Origin of the sequence: Prauserella oleivorans, assembly GCF_042685745.1 — a bacterium.
Classification (GTDB): domain Bacteria; phylum Actinomycetota; class Actinomycetes; order Mycobacteriales; family Pseudonocardiaceae; genus Prauserella_A; species Prauserella_A oleivorans.
This window is the reverse complement of the sequence record NZ_JBHUNT010000001.1, coordinates 5,187,807-5,211,057: the sequence shown is the minus strand read 5'-3', so window position 1 is coordinate 5,211,057 and position 23,251 is coordinate 5,187,807. Positions and strand designations below refer to the sequence as shown.

General features: G+C 71.8%; 16 protein-coding genes. 10 read left to right on the top strand and 6 right to left on the bottom strand.

What is annotated here, in order from left to right; all coding sequences use genetic code 11:
- Nucleotides 1-143 precede the first annotated feature (143 nt).
- Nucleotides 144-3,755 carry a chromosome segregation protein SMC gene (gene smc, locus ACFSZT_RS25630; RefSeq protein ID WP_377384806.1) on the top strand — a complete coding sequence of 1,204 codons (3,612 nt, stop codon included), beginning with the start codon at nucleotides 144-146 and terminating at the stop codon, nucleotides 3,753-3,755.
- 9 nt (nucleotides 3,756-3,764) lie between these two features.
- Here the strand turns inward: smc and ACFSZT_RS25625 are convergent, their stop codons facing one another.
- Nucleotides 3,765-5,273, bottom strand: a complete 1,509-nt coding sequence (locus tag ACFSZT_RS25625; RefSeq protein ID WP_377384809.1) for a sodium:solute symporter — start codon at nucleotides 5,271-5,273, stop codon at nucleotides 3,765-3,767.
- Between the two features lie 9 nt (nucleotides 5,274-5,282).
- On the bottom strand, nucleotides 5,283-6,485 hold the full coding sequence (locus ACFSZT_RS25620; protein WP_377384811.1) for an anhydro-N-acetylmuramic acid kinase: 1,203 nt from the start codon (nucleotides 6,483-6,485) through the stop codon (nucleotides 5,283-5,285).
- Nucleotides 6,486-6,627: 142 nt separating this feature from the next.
- Here ACFSZT_RS25620 and ftsY point away from each other — a divergent pair, with 142 nt between their 5' ends.
- A complete protein-coding gene (gene ftsY, locus ACFSZT_RS25615) occupies nucleotides 6,628-8,142 on the top strand; it encodes a signal recognition particle-docking protein FtsY (protein WP_377384813.1) in 1,515 nt (504 codons plus the stop codon).
- Between the two features lie 16 nt (nucleotides 8,143-8,158).
- Here ftsY and ACFSZT_RS25610 read toward each other — a convergent pair whose 3' ends face one another.
- Nucleotides 8,159-8,932, bottom strand: a complete 774-nt coding sequence (locus ACFSZT_RS25610) for an IclR family transcriptional regulator (protein ID WP_377384814.1) — start codon at nucleotides 8,930-8,932, stop codon at nucleotides 8,159-8,161.
- Nucleotides 8,933-9,073: 141 nt separating this feature from the next.
- Between ACFSZT_RS25610 and aceB the strand changes: the two genes are divergently transcribed.
- From aceB to ACFSZT_RS25595, 3 genes are read left to right on the top strand one after another with little or no spacing between them, the layout of a single operon-like run.
- On the top strand, nucleotides 9,074-10,648 hold the full coding sequence (aceB, locus tag ACFSZT_RS25605) for a malate synthase A (RefSeq protein ID WP_377384816.1): 1,575 nt from the start codon (nucleotides 9,074-9,076) through the stop codon (nucleotides 10,646-10,648).
- A gap of 7 nt (nucleotides 10,649-10,655) precedes the next feature.
- The gene (locus ACFSZT_RS25600) at nucleotides 10,656-11,864 is read left to right on the top strand and encodes a DUF6986 family protein (RefSeq protein WP_377384818.1); all 1,209 of its coding nucleotides are present in this window, start codon (nucleotides 10,656-10,658) and stop codon (nucleotides 11,862-11,864) included.
- 4 nt (nucleotides 11,865-11,868) lie between these two features.
- Nucleotides 11,869-12,633, top strand: a complete 765-nt coding sequence (locus ACFSZT_RS25595; RefSeq protein ID WP_377384819.1) for a LamB/YcsF family protein — start codon at nucleotides 11,869-11,871, stop codon at nucleotides 12,631-12,633.
- Between the two features lie 94 nt (nucleotides 12,634-12,727).
- Here ACFSZT_RS25595 and ACFSZT_RS25590 read toward each other — a convergent pair whose 3' ends face one another.
- Nucleotides 12,728-14,137: a PucR family transcriptional regulator gene (locus ACFSZT_RS25590; protein WP_377384821.1), complete on the bottom strand. Its 1,410-nt coding sequence runs from the start codon at nucleotides 14,135-14,137 to the stop codon at nucleotides 12,728-12,730.
- Nucleotides 14,138-14,260: 123 nt separating this feature from the next.
- Between ACFSZT_RS25590 and ACFSZT_RS25585 the strand changes: the two genes are divergently transcribed.
- The 5 genes from ACFSZT_RS25585 to ACFSZT_RS25565 all read left to right on the top strand — a co-directional run bounded on the left by ACFSZT_RS25585 (nucleotide 14,261) and on the right by ACFSZT_RS25565 (nucleotide 20,781).
- Nucleotides 14,261-15,127, top strand: coding sequence for an FAD binding domain-containing protein (locus ACFSZT_RS25585; RefSeq protein ID WP_377384823.1), 867 nt, complete (start codon nucleotides 14,261-14,263; stop codon nucleotides 15,125-15,127).
- A complete protein-coding gene (locus tag ACFSZT_RS25580; protein WP_377384825.1) occupies nucleotides 15,118-15,579 on the top strand; it encodes a (2Fe-2S)-binding protein in 462 nt (153 codons plus the stop codon). Before ACFSZT_RS25585 ends, ACFSZT_RS25580 begins: the two co-directional genes overlap by 10 nt.
- Entirely contained in the window at nucleotides 15,576-16,913 is a 1,338-nt protein-coding gene (locus tag ACFSZT_RS25575; protein ID WP_377384827.1) for an 8-oxoguanine deaminase, read from the top strand. Before ACFSZT_RS25580 ends, ACFSZT_RS25575 begins: the two co-directional genes overlap by 4 nt.
- Nucleotides 16,910-19,198, top strand: a complete 2,289-nt coding sequence (gene pucD / locus ACFSZT_RS25570) for a xanthine dehydrogenase subunit D (protein WP_377384828.1) — start codon at nucleotides 16,910-16,912, stop codon at nucleotides 19,196-19,198. Before ACFSZT_RS25575 ends, pucD begins: the two co-directional genes overlap by 4 nt.
- Nucleotides 19,199-19,359: 161 nt before the next feature.
- On the top strand, nucleotides 19,360-20,781 hold the full coding sequence (locus ACFSZT_RS25565) for an NCS2 family permease (protein ID WP_377384829.1): 1,422 nt from the start codon (nucleotides 19,360-19,362) through the stop codon (nucleotides 20,779-20,781).
- 213 nt (nucleotides 20,782-20,994) lie between these two features.
- On the opposite strand, the gene ACFSZT_RS25560 is transcribed toward ACFSZT_RS25565, so the two are convergent.
- Both ACFSZT_RS25560 and pucL read right to left on the bottom strand, forming a co-directional pair.
- Nucleotides 20,995-22,329: a nucleobase:cation symporter-2 family protein gene (locus tag ACFSZT_RS25560; protein ID WP_377384831.1), complete on the bottom strand. Its 1,335-nt coding sequence runs from the start codon at nucleotides 22,327-22,329 to the stop codon at nucleotides 20,995-20,997.
- Nucleotides 22,330-22,345: 16 nt separating this feature from the next.
- Complete coding sequence (pucL, locus tag ACFSZT_RS25555; RefSeq protein ID WP_377384833.1) at nucleotides 22,346-23,248, bottom strand: factor-independent urate hydroxylase; 903 nt, start codon at nucleotides 23,246-23,248, stop codon at nucleotides 22,346-22,348.
- Nucleotides 23,249-23,251: the final 3 nt, after the last annotated feature.

Below are 23,251 nucleotides of genomic sequence, written 5' to 3'. Positions count from 1 at the left end.
GCAGGCGGCGCCTGTGACAGGTGAGGCACAAGTGGCAGGTCGCGGTGGAGCTCGCCCGGCCCGTCGTCCCACGACCCGCCGGTGGTGCCGGGTAGCATCTGCCGATTGGAAAAGGGAGTCGGTGAGGGGAAAGGTCGCGCCGCGTGTACCTCAAGAGCTTGACGCTCAAAGGCTTCAAGTCGTTCGCGTCGGCGACCACCCTGCGGTTCGAGCCCGGCATCACGTGCGTGGTCGGGCCGAACGGATCCGGCAAATCGAACGTGCTCGACGCGTTGCGCTGGGTCATGGGCACCCAGGGCGCCAAGGACCTGCGCGGCGGGAAGATGGAGGACGTCATCTTCGCCGGCACCGCGGGCCGGGCGCCGCTGGGCCGCGCCGAGGTGACGCTCACCATCGACAACTCCGACGGCGCGCTGCCCATCGACTACACCGAGGTCTCGATCACCCGCCGCATGTTCCGTGACGGCGCGAGCGAGTACGAGATCAACGGCAGTACGTGCCGACTGCTCGACATCCAGGAACTGCTGTCGGACTCCGGTATCGGCCGGGAGATGCACGTCATCGTCGGCCAGGGACAGCTGTCGGAGATCCTGCAGGCCAAACCCGAGGAGCGCCGCGCGTTCATCGAGGAGGCCGCCGGTGTGCTCAAACACCGCAAGCGCAAGGAAAAGGCGCTGCGCAAGCTCACCGCGATGCAGGGCAACCTCGACCGCCTCAACGACCTGACCACCGAGCTGCGCCGCCAGCTCAAACCCCTGGGCAAGCAGGCCGAGATCGCACGCAAGGCACAGGTCGTGCAGGCGGAGTTGCGCGACGCGAAGCTGCGGCTGCACGCCGACGACCTTGTGACCCAGCGGTCCGAAATCGCCAAGGACGAGGCCGACGAGCAGGCCGCGCGCGCCCGCCGGGCCGAGGTGGAGCAGGCACTCGAGGTCGCGAGCTCGGAGCAGGCGGAGCTGGAAGGCGCGCTGGCCGAGGACGCGCCACGGCTGGCCGCTGCCCAGGACACCTGGTACAAGCTTTCCGCTCTGGCCGAACGCCTGCGTGGCACCGTACGGCTGGCCGTCGAGCGGCAGCGGCACCTGTCCACGGAGATCGACCCGGGCGGTTCGGGCCGGGACCCGGAGGAGCTGCTCGCCGAGGCTCAGCGAGCGGCCGAGCGCGAGGAGGAGCTGAACGAGGCCGTCGCGCAGGCGCGGGCGATGCTGTCGGAGACCGTCGAGCGGCGCGAACACCTCGAACAGGCCGTGCAGGCGGCCGAGCGCGCGCACATGGCGGCCGTGCGGGCCATCGCCGACCGGCGGGAGGGTATCGCCAAGCTGACCGGGCAGGTCGAGGCGTTGCGGAGCAAGAACAACGCGACGGCCGAGGAGATCGAACGGCTCACCACCGGCATCGAGGAGGCCGAGGCCCGCGCCGAGGCTGCCGCCGAGGAGCTGGAGCGCGCCCGGGCCGAAGGCGGGGTCGAGGAGACCGACGACGCCGGGCTGCAGGAGCGGCACGACCGCGCCGTCGAGGCGAACAACGCCGCCAAACAGCGCGTCGAGGAGCTCGTCAAGGCCGAACGTGCCGCCGAGCGCGACATCGCCTCGGAGAAGGCGAGGGTCGACGCGCTGTCGATGGGGCTCAACCGCAAGGACGGCGCGGGCGCCCTGCTCGGCGCGGCCGACGAGCTGCCCGGGTTGCTGGGTTCGGTGGCCGCGCTGCTCACGGTCGACACCGGCTACGAGGTCGCGCTGGCCGCCGCGCTCGGCCCGGTGGCCGATGCCGTCGCGGTGGCGGCGGGCGACGACGCCCTTGCCGCGCTGCGGTACCTGAAGGACAACGAGTCCGGCCGGGCCGGTCTGCTGCTCGGTGCCGCACGCTCCACTGTGGACACCTCGGACTGGCCCGCGCTGCCGGACGGAGCGCGCTGGGCGCGCGAGGTCGTCGCGGCGCCGGACCCGTTGCGGCCGGCCGTGGAACGGGCTCTCGACCGGGTCGCCGTGGTGGAACGGCTGGAGGACGCGCGCGACCTCGTCGCCGCCCATCCCGGTGTCACCGCCGTGACGCGCGACGGTGACGTGTTCGGTGAGCACTGGGCGGTCGGCGGTTCGGCGCGCGATGAGAGCGTGATCGAGGTACAGGCGGCCGTCGACGAGGCGCAGGACCGGCTCGCCGCCGCCGAGCGTGCCTTGCAGCGGGCGTCGGCGGAACTGGAAGGTGCGCGGGCCGAACAGCAGGACCGGCGTGCCGAGGTCGCCGCGGCCAAGGAAGCGCTCAACGAGGCCAAGGTCCGCCGCGCCCGCTCCAGCGAGCGGCTCAGCAGCCTCGAGCAGGCCGCGCGCTCGGCGGAATCCGAAGTGGACCGGCTGCGGAACCAGCGGGCCAAGGTCGAGCAGAACCGCGAGAACGTGCTCGCGCAGCTCGCCGAGCTGGAGGAGCGGCTGGCGGCTGTGGCCGAGCAGCCGGTGGACGAGGACCCCGACACCACGGAGCGCGACGAGGCCGCCGAGTCGCTGGCCGAGGTGCGCCAGGAGGAGGTCGAAGCGCGTCTCGCCCTGCGGACCGCGGAGGAACGGGCCCGCGGCATCGCGGGCAAGGCCGACTCGCTGCGCCGTGCCGCCGAAGCCGAACGGCAGGCCCGGGAACGAGCCGAGAAGGCACGCATCGCGCGCAAGCGCGGGGCCGAGGTCGCGGCAGCGGTGGTCAACGGTGGCGAGATCGCACTGGAGCGCATCGAGACGTCGTTGCAGCGGGCCGCCGCCGAGCGGGATGCCGCGCAGGCCAGGCGCGAGCAGCGGGAGAGCGCGCTCGCGCAGGTGCGCAGCCGGGTGCGGGAACTGACCGGCGAGCTGGAGAAGCTCACCGACGCCGTGCACCGCGACGAGGTGCTGCGCGCCGAGCAGCGGCTCCGGCTGGAGCAGCTCGAAACCAAGATCACCGAGGAGTTCGGCATCGGCCTGGACGACCTCGTCTCCGAGTACGGCCCGGATGTCCCGGTGCCGCCCGGTCCCGGCGAGCTGGCCGAGTACGAGGCCGCCAAGGAACGCGGCGAGACGGTGATGGAGCCCCAGCCCATTCCCTACGACCGCGCCACCCAGGAGCGCCGTGCCAAGCGCGCGGAGAAGGACCTGTCGCTGCTGGGCAAGGTGAACCCCCTCGCGCTGGAGGAGTTCGCCGCGCTGGAGGAGCGGTACAAATTCCTCTCCACGCAGCTGGAGGACCTCAAGGCGACTCGCAAGGACCTGCTGACGGTCATCAAAGAGGTCGACGACAAGATTCTCGAGGTCTTCACCAGCGCCTACCACGACGTCGCACGCGAGTTCGAGACCGTGTTCTCGGTGCTCTTCCCGGGTGGCGAGGGCCGCATGGTGCTGACCGAGCCGGACGACATGCTCGCCACCGGTGTCGACGTCGAGGCACGCCCGCCCGGCAAGAAGGTCAAGCGGCTCTCCCTGCTCTCCGGCGGGGAGAAGTCGCTGGTGGCCGTGGCGATGCTGGTGGCGATCTTCCGGGCGCGCCCGTCGCCGTTCTACGTGATGGACGAGGTCGAGGCCGCGCTCGACGACACCAACATGCGCAGGCTGATCGGACTGCTGGAGCAGCTGCGGGACAACTCGCAGCTCATCATCATCACGCACCAGAAGCCGACCATGGAGATCGCCGACGCGCTCTACGGCGTGAGCATGCAGGGCGACGGCATCACAAAGGTGATCTCGCAGCGCATGCGTACCGAGCGGCATGCCGCGCAGGCGGAGCCCATCGAGGCGTGACCTCGCCGGTCAGCCGACCTCCTGAGGCGCAGGCTCGGTGGCCTTGGGGTCCGGCGTGCGGTGTCGCAGCGACAGCAGGCCGCCCACGAGCAGCGTCACGAACACACCCAGCGGGACGTACCAGGGGAACGCCAGCGGTGCCTGCTCGCCGTCCACTGTGAACTCGACGCCGAGCACGAACACGGCCGCCACCACGATGGTGCAGACGAACGCCACGATCGCGTCGGCCTGCCGGGCGCGTTTGACAAGGATGCCGAGGAAGAACGCCCCGAGCAGCGCGCCGTAGGTGTAGCTCGCGATGCTCAGGCCCACCTCGACGATCGGCTGCTCGGTACTGGTGAACATCGAGGCGAACGCCACGAACACGCCCGCCCAGATCAGCGTCCAGAGCTTGGCCTGCTTCAGCACCGTCGCGTCCGAGGGCTGCTTCTTGGTGAAGCGCTGGTACAGGTCGCTGATGGTGGACGTCGACAGCGAGTTCAGTGACGAGGAGATGGTGCTCATCGCCGCGGCGAGGATGCCGGCGATCAGCAACCCGGCCAGCCCGTTCGGCAGGTGCTCGACGATGAAGGTCGGGAACAGCTCGTCGCTGTTGGACAGGCCGAGCTCGTCCGGCGTCGCGCCGTCGTAGAACGACCACAGCATGGCGCCGACGAACAGGAACAGTGCGAACTGGACGAAGACGACGAGCCCGCTGGCGATCACGGCCTTCTGGCTGTCGCGCACCGTCCGGCAGGCGAGCAGGCGCTGCACCATGAGCTGGTCGGCACCGTGGGACGCCATCGCGAACAGCGCACCCCCGACGACCGCGGTGATGAAGGCGTACTGGTCGGTGAGGATGTTGGAGCCGAACTCGAAGAGCTGGAACTTGCCCTCGTCGGCGGCCGCGCCCAGCCAGCCGTCCGGCAGTCGGCCGGCGAGCACGAACACCGCCGCGACGGCGCCGAGGACGTAGATGCCCATCTGCACGACGTCGACCCAGATCACCGCGCGGATGCCGCCGACGTAGGTGTAGATCACCGAGAACACCGCGATCGCGGCGATGATGATCCAGTAGGAGACGTCCAGACCGAGCCCCTCGAGCACGATCTTCACCGGAATCGCCGTGGCGAAGAGCCGCACGCCGTCCGCGAGCAGGCGGGTGACGAGGAACGTCACCGACGCGGTGCCCTGCAGACCGCTGCCGAACCGCTTGCCGAGGAACCCGTACGCGCTCACCAGATCGCCGGCGTAGTAGCGCGGCAGCAGCACGAACGCCACCAGCACGCGCCCGATCAGGTAGCCGATCGCGAGCTGCAGGTAGGTGACGTTGCCGAGGTAGGCGACCGTGGGCACGCTGATGACGGTGAGGGTCGAGGTCTCCGTCGCGACGACCGAGAACGTGACCGCCCACCACGGGACCTGGCGGTTGCCGACGAAGTAGTCGCTGGACGAGTTCTGCTTACCACCCAGTGCGATGCCCAGCAGCGGGGTCGCCAGCAGGAAGATCGCGATGATCGCGAGGTCCAGTGCGCGCATTGGTCTCTCCTACCGTTTCTCGGTCGGGTTGGCCACTCGCAGCCGGGAGACGGGCGGCTGCGGTGAGGACGGGAGGGCGAGCGGCTTCTCGCCGGGGGTGATGCTGCCGAGCAATCGGGGGCCACGGGCACCGGTGGCGCTGGGCACGTTGCCCGCGAGACCGTGCCAGGTCAACCAGCCGAGCACCGCTGTGAGGTAGGCCTCCTTGGCGCCCGCGGGCAGGCCCAGCTCGTCGCTGGGCACGACGGTGAGGCGGGCGCCGAGCGCGCGCAGCAGTGCCGGGTTGCGGACGCCGCCGCCGGAGGCGAACACGGTGTGCACGTCGTGCCGGGCGCAGGCGTCGGCGACGGTGGTGGCCGTGAGTTCGGTGAGCGTGGCCAGGAGGTCGGCGTCCTCGATCGGCGGCAGTCCCTTGAGGGCCTCGCCCAGGTAGCCGGCGTGGAAGTGCTCCTTGCCGGTGGACTTGGGCGGTGCGGCGGCGTAGTACGGGTCGGCGAGCAGCCGGTTCAACAGGTCCCGGCGGACCGTGCCGCGCGACGCGAGCGCTCCGTCGACATCGCTGTGCTGGGAGCCGCCGGTGACCCGGGTCGCGGCGAGATCGAGCAGCGCGTTGCCCGGCCCGGTGTCGTAGGCGAGCACCTCGCCGCCAGGGTGCACGACGGTGAGGTTGGCGATGCCGCCGATGTTGAGCGCGGCGGCGGGGTGTCCCTCGCGCTCCACGACCGGGCGGAGCCAGAGGGCGTCGAGCGTGCTGGCCAGCGGCGCGCCGTGCCCGCCCGCCGCGACGTCGCGGACGCGGAAGTCGGCGACCACCGGCAGGCCGGTGCGTTCGGCGATCCAGGCCGGCTGCCCGATCTGCAGTGTGCCGCGGGCGGTGCCGTGCTCGACCCAGTGGAAGACGGTCTGGCCGAGCGACGCGACGAGGTCGGCGGGGCCGGTGTGCGCCTCGGCGGTGCGCACGGCGGCGGCGAATGCCTGGCCGACGCGGGTGTCGAGCTTGGCGAGCTGCTCGACGCTGCAGCCTGCCGGAGGCAGCGCCGCGAGCAGGTCCTCGCGCAGTCCGCGGGGGTAGGGCAGCTCCCACTGGCCGCGCGGGGTCAGCACGAGCTCGCCGTCGGCGGCGGAGAGCTCGGCGACGGCCACGTCGATGCCGTCGACCGACGTCCCGGAGAGGAGGCCGGCCACGCGCAGGGCGTCCGTGCGATCTGCCACGGCAGTGGTCTAGTCCACGTCGGCGGCCCGCGCAAGCGGTTCGGTGAAGATTTGGCCGAAATTGTTCTCCGAGCGTGGACTTCCCACGGCTTCGCTCAGGGGTTGTCCCGCTCGTCGGCTTGGTAGATGCGAGGATGGCAGCGTGTCAAGCACCACCTGGATCTGGATCATCGTCGTCGTGGCCGCCGTGCTGCTGGTCGCGCTCGTCGCCGGGCTGACCCTCTCGCGCAGGCGCAAGATCAGCCTGGAACGGGAGCGCGAGGAGGAGCGCAAGCTCCCGAAGGGCGGCCGGTACCAGGCCGGAGGCGGTATCTCCTTCGCGCCGGGCGGCGGCACCGACACCGAGCTGCCGCCGCATCCGGTCGAGGAGCGCACCGAGGTCGACGGCCAGCCCGGCGTGGGCGACGACGCCGCCGTCCCGAGGGACGCGCCGCGCCGCGGCATCGTCGACGTCGGTCTGCCCGATCAGCAGGTGGCTCCGCCTGCCGAACCCGCCGAGCCGGAGACGGCGCCCGAGCCTCCGGAGCCCGAGCCCTCCGAGCCTGCGCCGGCCCCCGAGCAGGCCCCGGCTCCGGAGGCGGAGGCGGCGCCGGACACCGCGCCGGCTCCCGAGACACCAGAGAAGGTCGAGAAGCCCGCACCGGAGCCCACGCCCGCTCCCGTGCCCGAGCCGGCGCCGGCTCCGGAGGCCGAGCGCGCTCCCGCCCCGGAGGTCGAGGAGGTCGCGCCCGCCGCGGGCCGCATCGAACGACTGCGCGGCCGGCTCTCGAAGTCCCGCTCCGCTCTCGGTCAGGGGCTGCTCGGCCTGCTCGGTGCCGGCGACCTCGACGAGGACTCCTGGGAAGAGGTCGAGGACACGCTGCTCGTCGCCGACCTCGGCGCGGCGACCACCACCGAGATCGTCGAGAAGCTGCGGACCGAGCTGTCCGTGCGGGGTGTGCGCACCTCCGACGAGGCGCGCGCGGCCCTGCGCGACGTGCTGACCGAGGCCCTGCAGCCCGACGCCGACCGGTCCGTGCGGGCGCTGCCGCACACCGTCGACGGCCGGAAGCAGCCCGCCGTCGTGCTGGTCGCCGGGGTCAACGGCACCGGCAAGACCACCACCACCGGCAAGCTCGCCCGCGTGCTCGTCGCCCAGGGCAGGCAGGTGCTGCTCGGCGCGGCCGACACCTTCCGGGCCGCGGCCGCCGACCAGTTGCAGACCTGGTCGGAGCGCGTCGGCGCGGAGGTCGTGCGGGGCAAGGAGGGCGCCGACCCGGCGTCGGTCGCCTTCGACGCCGTCAAGCGCGGTGTGGACACCCAGGTGGACGCGGTGCTCGTGGACACCGCCGGCCGGCTGCACACCAAGACGGGCCTGATGGACGAGCTCGGCAAGGTCAAGCGAGTGGTCGAGAAGCAGGCCAAGGTCGACGAGGTGCTGCTGGTGCTCGACGCGACGACCGGTCAGAACGGCCTGGCGCAGGCGCGCGTGTTCTCCGAGGTCGTGGATGTCACCGGCATCGTGCTGACCAAGCTCGACGGCACCGCTCGCGGCGGCATCGTCTTCCAGGTGCAGCGGGAGCTCGGCGTGCCGGTGAAGCTCGTCGGACTCGGCGAGGGGCCGGACGACCTGGCGCCGTTCGAGCCGAGCGCGTTCGTCGACGCCCTGCTCGACTGACGCGCGGTCGGAATCGTCAGCTCGGCTCCTCGCGGGTGGCCAGCTGATCGGACAGGTCCTTCGCGATCCGCTGGACCACGGGCGCGATGCGGGTGACGGCCTCCTTCGTCAACCGGCCCTCGGGCCCGGACACCGACACGGCGGCCGGGGTCGGCGCGCCCACCACCGGTACGGCCACACACCGCACGCCGAGTTCCTGCTCGCTCTCGTCCAGCGCGTATCCCTGCTCGGCGATGTCCTCCAGGTGTTTGAGGAAGACGTCCACGTCGGTGTAGGTGTGCTCGGTGTAGGACGGCATGCCCGTGCGCCCGAGCAGCGCCCGCACGTCGTCCGCGGGCAGGTGCGCCAGGATCGCCTTGCCCACCCCGGTGCCGTGCGGCAGCAGCCGCCTGCCCACCTCGGTGAACATGCGCATCGAGTGCTTCGAGGGCACCTGTGCGACGTAGACGACCTCGTCGCGTTCCAGCACGGCGAGGTTCGCCGTCTCGCCCACCTCGTCCACGAGCTCGGCCAGCAGCGGCCGGGCCCATGTGCCGAACTGCAGGCTCGCGTTCTCTCCGAGCCGGATCAACCGTGCCCCGAGCGCGTAGCGCCGGTTGGCGTTCTGCCGCACGTACCCGAGTGAGACGAGGGTGCGGATGAGCCGGTGAATCGTCGGCATCGGCAGTCCGGACGAGGTCGCCAGCTCGGACAGGCTCGCCTCCCCTCCGGTGTCCGCGAGCCGCTCGAGCAGCTCGAACGCGCGTTGCAGGGACTGCACCCCGCCGTTGCCAGACCTCTCGGCGGCCACACCGTCTCCTCTCGCGTTGAGCTTCCGCAATGTAGAAACTATAGTCCGAGATGTAAAACAAGATGATCGTCACGCTGAGGTGGCCGGGGACAGTCCCACGGCCGGATCGGCCAACCTACTGACCTTGTTTGAGGTGTTCGCATGTCTGAAGTTCGGGTGCTCGGCGGCGCTGTCGAGCGCGGCGACGAGGTGCTGACCCAGGAGGCGTTGGAGTTCCTCGCCGGCCTGCACGACGCCTTCGCGACCACTCGGGACAAGCTGCTGGAGGCCCGCAAGCAGCGTCGCGAGGAGGCAAGGCGCACCGGACGGCTGGACTTCCTGCCCGAGACCAAGGAGATCCGCGAGTCCGAGTGGAAGGTGGCGGAGGCTCCGGCCGCCCTCCGCGACCGCCGGGTGGAGATCACCGGGCCCACCGACCGCAAGATGACGATCAACGCCCTCAACTCCGGCGCCAAGGTCTGGCTCGCCGACTTCGAGGACGCCAACACGCCGCACTGGGAGAACGTGGTGTCCGGGCAGGTCAACCTGGCCGACGCCATCCGCGGCACCATCGAGCTCGAGTCGAACGGCAAGCACTACGCGCTGCGCGACGACGTCGAGCACGCCACCATCGTCGTCCGCCCGCGCGGGTGGCACCTCGACGAGCGCAACCTCGAGTTCGGCGGGCGCAAGGCCGTCGGCGCGCTCGTGGACTTCGGGCTGTACTTCTTCCACAACGTGCGCGCGCTGCTCGCCAACGACAAGGGCCCGTACTTCTACCTGCCCAAGATGGAGAGCCACCTCGAGGCGCGGCTGTGGAACGACGTGTTCACCCACGCCGAGAAGGAACTCGGCATCCCGCACGGCACCATCCGCGCGACCGTGCTGATCGAGACCATCCCGGCCGCGTTCGAGATGGAGGAGATCCTCTACGAGCTGCGGGAGCACGCCTCCGGCCTCAACGCGGGCCGCTGGGACTACCTGTTCAGCATCATCAAGTACTTCCGCGACGCTGGCGAGAAGTTCGTGCTGCCCGACCGCAACAGCGTCACCATGACGGCGCCGTTCATGCGGGCCTACACCGAGCTGCTCGTGCGCACCTGCCACAAGCGCGGGGCGTTCGCCATCGGCGGCATGGCGGCGTTCATCCCGAGCAAGGACCCGGAGACCAACGAGAAGGCCTTCGCCAAGGTCCGCGACGACAAGGCCCGCGAGGCGGGCGACGGCTTCGACGGCTCCTGGGTGGCACACCCCGGCATGGTCGCGCTGTGCAAGGAGGAGTTCGACAAGGTCCTGGGTGACAAGCCCAACCAGGTGGACCGGCTCCGGGAGGACGTCTCGGTCACCGCGGACCAGCTGCTGGACATCGCCTCGGCCGGTGGCGCGGCCACCGAGGCGGGGCTGCGCGGTGCCGTCGACGTCGGCGTGCGCTACCTCGCCTCCTGGCTGGGCGGGAACGGCGCAGCGGGCATCCACAACCTCATGGAGGACGCCGCCACCGCCGAGATCTCGCGCTCGCAGGTGTGGCAGTGGGTGCAGAACGGCATCACGCTGGACAACGGGCAGCAGGTGACGCGCGAGCTGGTCCGCCAGGTGCTCGACGAGACCCGGCAGGAGCTCGCGAGCGAGATCCCGGCCGACCTGCTCACCCCGGCGGTCGAGCTGTTCGAGGAGGTCGCGCTCGCCGAGCAGTACGCCGACTTCCTGACCCTGCCCGCCTACGAGCGCATCAAGTAACCGGGTCATGAGCGAAGCCGGTCGGCTCCCCGGGGAGCTCTACGCGCGGATCGACGCACGACTGGCCGAGGCGGACGCGCGCGTCGCCGCGTCGTACCCCGGCGAGCCGGCCGGCAGGCAGCCGGTGCACACCGTCTACGTCCCGGCGAACCGGTACCACGCGGGGCTGGTCGCCGAGTGGGGCGAGCGGGCGCGGGCGGTGCTCGAGGAGCACGGCGCCGCCCTCGACGTGTCGCCGGAGGTCATCGACCGGGTGCGGGCCAAGCTGGCCACGCAGCCGATCGAGGACCTGCGCATCGATTTCGAGGACGGCTACGGCCGCCCCGGCGACGAGATCGAGGACGCCGAGGCGGTGCGCGCGGCACGAGAGCTCGCGGCCGCCCCGGCGACGCCGTTCTGCGGCATCCGGTTCAAGAGCTTCGAGGCGCTCACGCGCAGGCGCGGCATCCGCACCCTCGATGTGTTCCTCGGCGCGCTCGGCGAACCGCCGCCCGGGTTCGTCGTGACGTTGCCGAAGGTGACGGCCGTCGAGCAGGTGGAGGCCGCCGCCGAGGTGCTCGGCGAGCTGGAGAAGGCCTACGGGCTCGCCGCGGGGACGTTGCGGTTCGAGGTGCAGGTGGAGACCGCGCAGTCGGTGCTCGCGGACGACGGCACGGTCGCGCTGCCCCGGATCGTCCGGGCCGCCGGCGGCCGGTGCAGCGGACTGCACTTCGGCACCTACGACTACAGCGCGGGCCTGGGCATCAGCGGTGCGTACCAGAGCATGGACCACCCGGCCGCCGACTTCGCCAAGCAGTTCATGCAGGTAGCGGCCGCCGGACGGGGCGTGCGGCTCTCCGACGGCTCCACCAACCGGCTGCCGGTCGGGGACGCGAACGCCGTCCACGCGGCATGGGCCGAGCATCTGCGGCTCGTGCGCCGGTCGCTCGAACGCGGCTTCTACCAGGGCTGGGACCTGCACCCCCACCAGTTGCCGAGCCGGTTCGCGGCCACCTACACGTTCTTCCGCGAGGGTGTGCCCGCCGCCGCGCAACGGCTGCGCGACTACGTCGGGCGCACCGGCAGCGGCGTCCTCGACGAACCCGCCACCGCGCAGGCACTGGCCGTCTACCTGATCCGCGGGCTCGACTGCGGCGCCGTGAACGAGAGCGAGGCCGAGCGGCTCACCACGCTCGACCGGCAGGCACTGGAGCGGCTGGCCGACCGCCTACCCTGAAGCCGTGACGGACACGGTGATCGATCTCAACAGCGATCTCGGTGAAGGTTTCGGGGTGTGGCCGCTCACCGACGACGAGGCCCTGCTCGACGTGGTCACGAGCGCCAACGTCGCGTGCGGATTCCACGCCGGTGACCCGTCCGTGCTACGCCGGGTCACCGAGCGGGCTGCCGAGCGCGGTGTGGTGATCGGGGCGCAGGTCGGTTACCGCGATCTGGCCGGGTTCGGCCGCCGCTTCATCGACATGGACCCGCGCGAACTCGTCAACGACGTCATCTACCAGATCGCCGCCCTCGACGGTTTCGCGCGCATCGCGGGCAGCCGGGTGCGCTACGTCAAGCCGCACGGCGCGCTCTACAACGCCGTGGTGCACCACACCGCGCAAGCCGAGGCCGTGGTCGAGGCGATCCGCCGCTACGATCCCGAACTGCCCGTGCTCGGGCTGCCGGACTCCGAGCTGCTGCGGCTGGCGGGGGAGGCCGGGATCACGACCGTGCCCGAGTCCTTCGCCGATCGCGCCTACACGCCGGAGGGCAGGCTCGTGTCGCGTCGCGAGCCCGGAGCGGTGGTGCACGAGGCCGACGAGGTGGTCAAGCGCACCGTCCGCATGGCGACCGAGGGCACGGTGACCGCCGTCGACGGCAGCGTCGTCGCCGTGCGCCCGCGGTCGCTGTGCCTGCACGGCGACACGGAGGGAGCCGTCGACCTGGCTCGCCGCGTCCGGGAGGGACTGCTCGAGGCCGGTGTCACGATCCGCCCGTTCGCGTAGGGGCGGTCTTCGGAAACGGCGGACACGGTGACGCAGGCGGCCGCCACGGCGACGTGGATGGCCGACACGGTGACGCAGGCAGCGGACACGCGGGTCAGGTGTCGATGGTCAGCGCCAGGTAGACGTCCACCTGGGTACGGAAATCGGTGAGATCCACGCCGAGCAGCTCGCCCGCGCGCGCGATCCGGTAGCGCAGGGTGTTGACGTGCACATGGAGGGCCTTGGCGGCCTTCGCGGGTGAGCCGGAACATTCGAGGTACACCCGCACGGTCCGCAGCAGCTCGGGGTGTTCCGGCAACGGGCCGAGGACCCGCTCGCGCAGGGTGCGCCGGAGCTCGTCCGGGGCGCCGGCGAGCAGCAAGCGGTGCATGCCGATCTCCTCGCCGGACACCACGGCCACCCGCTCGGACCGGCGGGCCGCCGCCTGCACGGCGTGCCGGGCCTCCTCACCCGCGCCGCGCAGCCCGGAGACCGTCGCCGGACCGCCCGCGCCGACGAGAATCCGGCCGGTGCCCAGCTTCGTCAGCGTCGCCGTGGCCGTGCCCACCCAGTCGTCGGGCCACGCCGTGTCGGCCCGCACGAGCGCGTAGGCGTCGGCACCGGTCTCGCCGACCTCGCCGATGAACGTGGTCGCGGGATGGTCGGCGAGCAGTTCGCCGAGGACCTCGGCACCGATCCGCGTGCCGGGCGTGCGGGCGAGCAGCACCCGCAGCGGCGTGTCGGCGGGCAGCCCGGTGGCCGTGAACGCGGTGGCGAGCTCGGCGGCGCTGCTCGCGGGATCGGCGAGCAGCCGGATGAGCGGCGCGGCGATCCGCATCCGGGTGCGGCGCACCTCGTCCTCGCGTGCCCGGGCCAGTCCCACGAGACTCGCCAGCTCGTCGGCCACCTCGGCGGGGCCGGGGCCGAGGTCGGCGTCGACCACGAGCGACCACGGCACGGCATGCCGGCCGCCGACCGGCAGCACGGTGCGTTCCCGGGGACGGCCCGGGGCGCTGGCGGCGACGACCCGGCCGGTCGCCGACACCACCCAGCAGTCCGCGCCGAGTTCCGTCGCGCCGTAGGCGAGCAACGCGGGCAGCGATGCGTCATCGGCGGCCGCGGAGAGCAACCGTTTGCGGGCACCGTCGGTCTCCGCGGCGAGTGCGAGCACGACGCGTTCGGTGATAACCGCGAACGACAGATCGGCGGGCACCTCGAGCAAGGGGATGCGGTGCCTGCGGCAGGCGAGGACCAGATCGTCGGGTATCCCGCCAGTGTCGGCGCCCGACGCCGCGAGCGCCGCACAGCGTGCCCGCGCCAGTGCGGCCACGAACGTCTCCGCGTCGCCGGGCTCGCGCCACCACAGCAACCCGGACAGCACCAGCTCACCGGCCGAGAGGTACCGGCTCGGGTCGGGCAGCTCGGTCACGTAGATCCGGCTGACCTCGCGCTCGAGCAGGTCGCCGCCCGCCCGCAGCCGCAGGCGCAGCCCGGGCAGCTCCAGCAGAGTTTTCACCAGCGTCATGAGGTTTGTAGGAAAACACAAAACCCCCGCCGTCGGGGGCCCGTTGTTTCATGTCCGCGCGCCGTTGCCGTGCGCGCGTGCGGTGTGTGTACTGGGACACACCTCACGACCAGGAGAAACGCTGTGGACTTCCTCCGACCGGCCACGCTCGGCGAGGCGCTCGCCCTCAAGGCCGAGCGAGACGACGCGGTGCCCATCGCGGGCGGCACCGACGTCATGGTCGAACTGAACTTCGACCACCGGCGCCCCGCGGCGCTGCTGGACCTCACCCGGATCGGCGAACTCGCCGAGTGGTCCACATCGGACGGGCACGTCCGCCTGGGCGCGGGCGTGCCCTACACCCGGGTCATCACCGAACTCGGCGAGCGGCTGCCGGGTCTGGCGATGGCGTCCCGCACCGTCGGCTCGCCGCAGATCCGCAACCGCGGCACGGTCGGCGGCAACCTCGGCGCCGCCTCGCCCGCCGGTGACACGCATCCGGTGCTGCTCGCCACGGGCGCCGAGGTCGAGGTCGCCTCCGTGCGCGGTACGCGACGGATTCCGGCATCGGAGTTCTACACGGGTGTCAAGCGCAACGCGCTCGCGCCCGACGAGCTCATCACCGCCATCCGCCTGCCGGTGGCCTCCGGCGGGGAGCAGTTCGCCAAGGTCGGCACCCGCAACGCCATGGTCATCGCCGTGTGCTCGTTCGCGATCGTGCTGCGGCCCGGCTATGTCGGCGCCGCCATCGGCTCGGCCGCGCCGACGCCGCGCCGGGCTGCCGAGGCCGAGCGTCTCCTCGCCACCGAGCTGCCGTGGGACTCCGCGGCGCCGCTGCCCGAGGACCTCGGCCGCCGGTTCGGCGAGCTGGTCGCGGGCGCAGCCGAACCGATCGACGACGTGCGCGGCAGCGCCGGCTACCGCACCCACGCGCTGAGCGTGCTGGCCCGCCGCGCGCTGACGTGGGCGTGGAACGACTACCGGAAGAGGGGTGAGCGGGCGTGCGCCTGAACGTGACGGTCAACGGTGAGCGGCGGCAGGCCGACGACGTGTGGGAGGGCGAGAGCCTGCTCTACGTGCTGCGCGAGCGGCTCGGTCTGCCCGGGTCGAAGAACGCGTGCGAGCAGGGCGAGTGCGGTTCGTGCACGGTCTACCTCGATGGCGTGCCGGCGTGCGCGTGCCTCGTCGCGGCGGGGCAGGCGGAGGGCCGGGAGGTCCGCACGGTCGAGGGGCTCGCGAACGGCGAGCAGCTGGATCGGGTCCAGCAGTCCTTTGTGGACGCCGGAGCGGTGCAGTGCGGGTTCTGCACCCCGGGCCTCGTCGTCGCGGCGCACGACCTGCTCGCGCGCGTGCCGAACCCCAGCGACGAGGAGATCCGCGAGGCCCTGGCGGGAAACCTCTGCCGGTGCACGGGATACGAGAAGATCCTCGACGCGGTGCGGATGGCGGCGACGGCCCGATGATCATCATCGACAACGCCGCCGTCGCCACGGTCGACGCCGCCGGCACCGAACACCGCACGGGCCACGTCGTCGTGGACGGCGAGCACATCGTCGCCGTGGGGGAGGGCGCCGCGCCCGCGCGGTACCGGGGCACCCGCGTCGACGGCACCGGATGCCTCGTCACACCCGGCCTGGTCAACACCCACCACCACCTCTACCAGTGGGCGACCCGCGGACTCGCGGCCGACTCGACGCTGTTCCAGTGGCTGGTCGAGCTGTACCCGATCTGGGGCAGGCTGGATGCCGACATCACGCACGCCGCCGCGTCCGCCGGCCTGGCCCGCCTGGCCCTCACCGGCTGCACGACGGTGGCCGACCACCACTACGTCTTCCCCCGCGACGGCGGCGACCAGATGGACGCGCTCGTGTCCGCCGTGCACCGCGTCGGTGTGCGCGGACATCTCGTGCGCGGCTCCATGGATCGCGGCGAGTCCGACGGCGGGCTGCCGCCGGACCACCTCGTCGAGGACCTCGAGTCGGCGTTGACGGGCACCGAGAAGGCCATCGACACCTATCACGACCCGGCGCCGAACGCGCGCATCCGCATCGCGGCCGGACCGTGCTCGCCGTTCACGGTCACCGAACGGCTCATGACGGACGCGGCCGAACTGGCGCGCCGCAAGGGCGTGCGGCTGCACACCCACCTCGCCGAGACGCTCGACGAGGAACGGCAGTGCCTCGCCGAATTCGGCTGCACGCCAGCCGAGTACGCCGACAAGCTCGGCTGGCTCGGCGACGACGTCTGGCTCGCCCACACCGTGCACCTCGCACCGGACGCCGTCGGCCGCATGGGTGCCACGGGAACCGGTTCGGCGCACTGCCCGACGTCCAACGGCAGGCTGGGCACCGGCATCGCGCCGGCGCGGGAGCTGCTCGACGCGGGCGCGCCCGTGGGGCTCGGCGTCGACGGCGCGGCGTCCAACGAGTCCGGTGGACTGGGCGAGGAACTGCACCAGGCCCTGCTGCAGGCACGCCAGCGCGGCGGGCCGCAGGCGCTGACCGTTCGGCAGGCGTTGTGGATGGGCACCATGGGTGGCGCCCGCTGCCTCGGCAGGCAGGACGAGCTGGGCTCGGTGGAACCGGGCAAACTCGCCGACCTCGCCGTGTGGAACCTCGCCGGGTTGCGCTACGCCGGCATCACCGACCCGGTGGCCGCGCTCGTCCTCGGCACGGTGCCGGAGATGAAGCTCTTGCTGGTGGGTGGCGAGACCGTCGTCGCCGACGGCGAACTGCGAACCGCCGACGAGGCCGCCATCGCGCGTGAGCTGCGGGCGGCGAGCGGGAGGTTGCGATGAGTACGTCAGTGTCCACATCGGAGTCGGTCGGCCAGGCCGGCGGCATCGGCACGAGCCCGGCCCGGCCGGACGGCACGATGAAGGTCCGCGGGGAGTTCGCCTACTCCTCCGACCTCTGGCACGAGGACATGCTGTGGGGCGTCACCCTGCGCAGCCCGCACCCGCATGCCCGGATCACGGGCATCGACATCTCGGCCGCCCTGGCCGTGCCGGGTGTGTACGCGGTGCTCACCCACGAGGACGTGCCCGGCGTCAACCGGTACGGGCTGGAACACCCCGACCAGCCGGTGCTGGCCGAGGGAGTCGTGCGGTACCAGGGCGAGCCGGTGGCGCTCGTCGCGGCCGACCACCCGGAGACCGCGCGGCGGGCCATGAAGCGCATCGAGGTGGGCTACGAGGTTCTCGAGCCGGTCACCAGCGCCGAGTCGGCCGCCGCGGGCGCGGGACCCGAGCTGCACCCCGGTGGGAACGTGGTGCGCCACGTGCCGATCCGGCACGGCTCGCCGGACGTCACCGCAGAGGTCGTGGTAAGCGGACGGTACGAGGTCGGTATGCAGGACCAGGCGTTTCTCGGCCCGGAGTCGGGGCTCGCCGTGCCCGACGGCTCGGGCGGCGTGGACCTCTACATCGCGACGCAGTGGCTGCACGTCGACCAGCAGCAGGTCGTCGCCGCGCTCGGGTTGTCGCCGGAGCAGGTGCGGCTGACCCTGGCCGGGGTCGGCGGGGCGTTCGGCGGCCGCGAGGACCTGTCGATGCAGATCCACGCGTGCCTGCTCGCCCTGCGCACCGGCAAGCCGGTGAAGATGGTCTACAACCGCGAGGAGTCCTTCTTCGGGCACGTGCACCGGCATCCGGCCACGATGTACTACGAGCACGGCGCCACCCGCGACGGCAGGCTCGTCTACGTCAAGGCCCGGATCTACCTCGACGGCGGCGCCTACGCGTCGACGACCGCGGCGGTCAGCGGCAACGCGGCGACGCTCGGCGTCGGCCCCTACGACGTGCCGAACGTGACCGTCGACTGCTGGGGCACCTACACCAACAACCCGCCGTGCGGCGCGATGCGTGGGTTCGGTGCGGTGCAGGCGGCGTTCGGCTACGAGTCGCAAATGGACAAGCTGGCCGAGGCGTGCGGACTCGACCCGGTGGAGATCCGGGTCCGCAACGCGATGAGCGAGGGCACCGTCATGCCCACCGGGCAGGTGGTCGACTCGCCCGCGCCGGTGGCCGAGCTGGTGCGGCGGGTGGCGGCCATGCCGTTGCCGGAGGAGCCTGCCGGGGAGCCGGACCTGCGCCTGCTGCCGGGCGGGGTGTCCAACACCACGCACGGCGAGGGTGTCGTGCGCGGTGTCGGCTACGCCGTCGGCATCAAGAACATCTGCTTCTCCGAGGGATTCGACGACTTCTCCACCGCGCGCGTGCGGCTGGAACTCCTCGGCGGCGAGCCCGCGGTGACGGTGCAGACGGCGGCGTGCGAGGTCGGCCAGGGCCTGGTCACCGTGCTGGGGCAGATCATCCGCACCGAGCTGGGGGTCGAGCGGGTGACCATCCTGCCGATGGACACCTCGATCGGCAGCGCGGGTTCGACGTCGGCGTCGCGGCAGACCTACGTCACCGGGGGAGCCGTGCGGGCCGCCGCGCTCAAGGTGCGTTCGGCGCTGCTCGCCCACGCGGCCGGGTCGCTGGGGCGCACGTCGTCCGACCTGAGCGTCGTCGGCGGCAAGCTGATGTCCACACGCGACGGTGTGCTGGCCGATCTCGCTGACGTGGTGGGGGAGCAGGTGTTCGACGAGACCGTCGAGTGGCGGCACCGGCCCACCGAGTCGCTGGATCCGGAGACCGGCCAGGGATTGGCCCACGTGCAGTACGGGTTCGCGGCGCACCGAGCGGTCGTGGACGTCGACACCGAGCTCGGCCTGGTGAAGGTCGTGGCACTGGACTGCGCGCAGGACGTGGGCAAGGCGATCAACCCGCAGGCCGTGCTGGGGCAGATCCAGGGAGGGTCCGCGCAGGGACTGGGGCTCGCGGTGATGGAGGAGATCCAGACCGAGGGCGGGATCATCCGAAACCCGTCGTTCACCGACTATCTCATCCCCACCGTGCTCGACATGCCGCCGATGAAGATCGACGTGCTGGAGCTGGCGGACCCGCACGCGCCCTACGGGCTGCGCGGGGTCGGCGAGCCGCCGACGATCTCGTCCACCCCGGCGATCGTCGCCGCCATCCGGGCGGCGACCGGTAAGGAACTGGGCCGCGTTCCGGTACGCCCGGAGCACATCGTCTAGACATCGGCCACCCGTCACCCGTCACCCGTCACCCGTCAGCCGGGCCCGGCGCGACACCCGCGTCCGGGCGGCCGGCCGCCCGACCCTGCCGTGTGCGCGTCACCCGTGCGCACGCGGCGGGTACCCGGAGCTCCGCCCCGCCCCTGTTGTGGGAGGTCGTCATGACTCAGCCGCGCGCGGACCGGCGTTCCCCGTCGCCGCAGTCGCCGCTCGACCGGTTCTTCCGTGTCTCCCGGCGTGGCAGCACGCTCGGCCGCGAGGTCCGCGGCGGCATCACGACGTTCGTCGCGATGAGCTACATCGTCCTGCTCAACCCGCTCATCCTCGGCGCGTCCGCCGACATCACCGGCGCACGGCTGACCACCGAGCAGGTGACCACGGCCACCGCGCTCGCCGCGGGCATCACCACCGTGCTCATGGGACTGATCGGCAACGCGCCGCTCGCGCTGGCGGCCGGTCTCGGCATCAACGGCATCGTGGCGTTCCAGCTGGCACCTGCGATGACGTGGGCGCAGGCGTTCGGGCTCGTCGTGCTCGAAGGCGTCTGCATCGTGTTGCTGGCGGTCTCCGGGGTGCGGGAGCGGATCATCACCGCGATCCCGGCGGCGCTCAAGACGGCGATCACGGTGGGCATCGGTCTCTACATCGCACTCGTCGGCCTGGTCAGCGCCGGGTTCGTGACGCGGACACCGGATTCGGCGGAGTCCACCGTGCCGGTGCGCCTGGGCACCGACGGCCACCTCGTCGGCTGGCCCGTCGTCATCTTCTGCGTTGGGCTGCTGCTGATGATCGTGCTGGTCAGCCGAGCCGTTCCGGGAGCAGTGCTGGTCAGCATCGCCGTGGCGACGGTGCTCGCGATCGTCGTCGAGTCCGTGTTCGACGTCGACGGCTGGGGGATCGTCGAGCCGGCGGTGCCCACCGACGTCGTCGCGACCCCGGATTTCGGTCTGCTCGGCCACCTCGATCTGTTCGGCGGCTTCGCCTCGGCGGGCGTGGTGACGGCGTCGGTGTTCCTGTTCACGCTCGTGCTGTCCGGGTTCTTCGACGCGATGGGCACCATCACGAGTGTGTCCGACGAGGCCGGTCTCGTGCGCGACGGCAAGGTCGAGGGCATGGGGCGCATCCTGCTTGCCGACGGCATCGGCGCCGTCGCCGGCGGCGCCACGGGCGCGTCACCGAACACGGTGTTCCTCGAGTCGGCGACCGGCGTCGGCGAGGGCGCCCGGACCGGGCTCGCCAGCGTGGTCACGGGCGGGTTGTTCATGCTCACCCTGTTCCTGACGCCACTGGCGGCGGTCGTGCCCGCGCAGGCGGCGGCGCCCGCGCTCGTGGTGATCGGCGGGATGATGATGTCGCAATGCAGGCGGATCCCGTGGCAGGACCCGGACGTGGTGATCCCGGTGTTCCTGATCGCCGCGCTGATTCCGTTCACCTACTCGATCACCAACGGCATCGGCGCCGGCCTGATCGCCTACGTCCTGATCAAGCTCGGCAAGGGCAGACCGCGCGAGGCAGGCCGGCTCGTCGGTGGTCTGGCAGCGGTGTTCCTCGTGTACTTCGCGATCGGCGGTCTGACCGGTTAGGGCCGGCACGGCGACCGGAATGGCGGACACGGCGACGCGGATGGCGGACACGGCGACGCGGACGGCGGACACGGTGGCCGCCGTCCGCGGCACCGATGGGTACGGGCGTCGGCTCCGTTCGTCGTGGTCGTGCGCCTGTGCGGCGAACGGATCGTCTGTGGCGGGCGTACCAGAACCCCGCCGCGTCGGCCATGCTCGCGGCGGCCTGACCGCTCACGCGCGTTCGGCCGCCACCTCCGGTTCCCGCTGCTGCGCCGGCGTATTCTTCGCGCGGCGCTCGCCGAACAGCAGGTTCAGCACCACCGCCGCCAGGCACCCCGCGCTGATCCCCGAATCCAGGATCGTGCGCACCGCCGACGGGAATCCGGCGTAGAACTCCGGTGCCGCGATCGGGATCAGGCCGATGCCGAGCGCGGCGGCGACGATGGTGATGTTGGCGGGCCGCTCGAACGACGCCTTCGCCAGCGTCCGGACCCCGGCCACCGCGACACTGCCGAACAACACGAGGCCCGCCCCGCCCAGCACCGGCTGTGGCACGAGCGCGATCACACCGCCGGTGACGGGAAACATGCCGAGCAGCACCAGAATCGCGCCGCTCGCCGCGACGACGTACCGGCTCACCATGCGCGTCAGCGCGACGAGACCGACGTTCTGCGCGAAGGCCGTGCACGCGAAGCCGCCGAACACCGTCGCCACCGCGGTGGCGAAGCCGTCGGCGCGTAGCCCGTCGGCCAGCGTCCGCTCGGACGTCGGCCGGTCGACCACCTCGCCGAGCGCCAGCATGTCCGCCGTGCTCTCGGCCATCACCACGAGCATGACGATGGCCATGGACACCACCGCCGCGATGTCGAACGCCGGCGCTCCGAAGTGGAACGGCGTGGCGATGCCGAACGCGGGAGCCTCGGTGAGCGTCGACGTGTCGACCTTACCGAGCGGCCACGCCACCAGCGTGCCGACGACCAGCCCGAGCAGCAACGCGATCCGGCTCCAGAAACCGGACAGGTAGCGGTTGAACGCGAGCACCGCGGCGAGCGTGATGCCCGCCAGCAGCAGTCCGGTGCCGTCGGCGGACTCCTCCTGGTCGGCGATCCAGCCCACGGCCACCGGCAGCAGCGATACCCCGATGAGCGTGATCACCGTGCCGGTCACGATCGGCGGGAAGAACCGCGTCAGCCGGGAGAAGAACGGCGCCGCAAGCACGACGAGCAGGCCGCCGATGAGCGTCGCGCCGTAGACGACACCGAGCGAGTCCTGCGGCCCGTGCTGTTCCACGATGGCGAGCACGGGGGCCACGGTCGCGAACGTCACGCCGTTGACCAGCGGTAGCCGGGCGCCGAACCGCCACACGCCCAGCGTCTGCAACAGGGTCGCCAGCCCCGCGGTGAACAGGCTCGCGCTGATGAGCAGGCTCAGCTGCCCGGGGGACAGGCCGACCGCCGCGCCGATGATGAGTGGCGGCGCGACGACGCCGGCGTACATCGCCGCGACGTGTTGCAGGCCGCCCGCGATCAGTTGCGCGACAGAGGGTTTTCGGTCGACGGGGTGCATGGGACTCCAGGGGTTCTCAGAAGGCGGGCAGCGTGTGCCAGGCGAGCCCGGCGTCGTCGCCGTCCTCGTCGTCGCGGAGCACGGTGCCCTCGATCAGCCCGTACGGGCGATCGGCGGCGTAGAAGACCTCGTTGTCGTTGGACAGTCCGAACGGCGCCAGATCCACGAGGAAATGGTGCTTGTTCGGCAGGGAGAGCCGGATCTCGGCGACCTCGGGTCGGGCCTCGAGCACGGCCTCGCCCATCGCGTACAGGGTCTGCTGCAACGACAGGCTGTGCTTGGTGGCGAACGTCTCGACCAGCACCCGGCGGATGTCGGCGAACGACTTGCTCCAGTCGATGCCGCTGGGGTCGGCGCCCCGGTACCGCCAGCGCGCGGTGACCGCGGTCGCCAGGATGCGATCGGTGGTCTCGGCGAGCGTGGTGTAGCGATCGCGCGGGAAGCCGTGGAACTCCGATCCGGTGGACTTCAGCACGACCAGGCCGGTGAGCCCGGACACCACCCACGCCGTGCCGTCCTGCACGGTGACCGCGGTGGTGCGCTGCTCGTCGCTCGCGCGGGTGAACGCGTGGTCGTGCGGCCGTCCGTCCACCTCGATGCGGTTCCAGCCGTGCTCGGAGATCAGGATCCGCGCGCCGGTGATGTGCTCGAACGAGCCGGTGAAGTGGCGGGCCAGGCGCAACGCGAAGTCCTCGATCTCGCCGACCCCGTCCTTGGCGAACGCGTAGACGGTGTTCTTCTGCGTGTCGGTGGCCACGACGTCGGAGTTGTCGCCGGTGAGGTGCGTGCGCTCGAGGTGACCGCGCAGCGACGTGGACACCGTCAGGTCCTTGAGGTGGTGCACCGGACCTTGGCGGTCGACGGTGACGAGCCGGACCTCGGCCTTGCCGTACTGGTTGGGGCCCAGGGTGATGGCCACGCG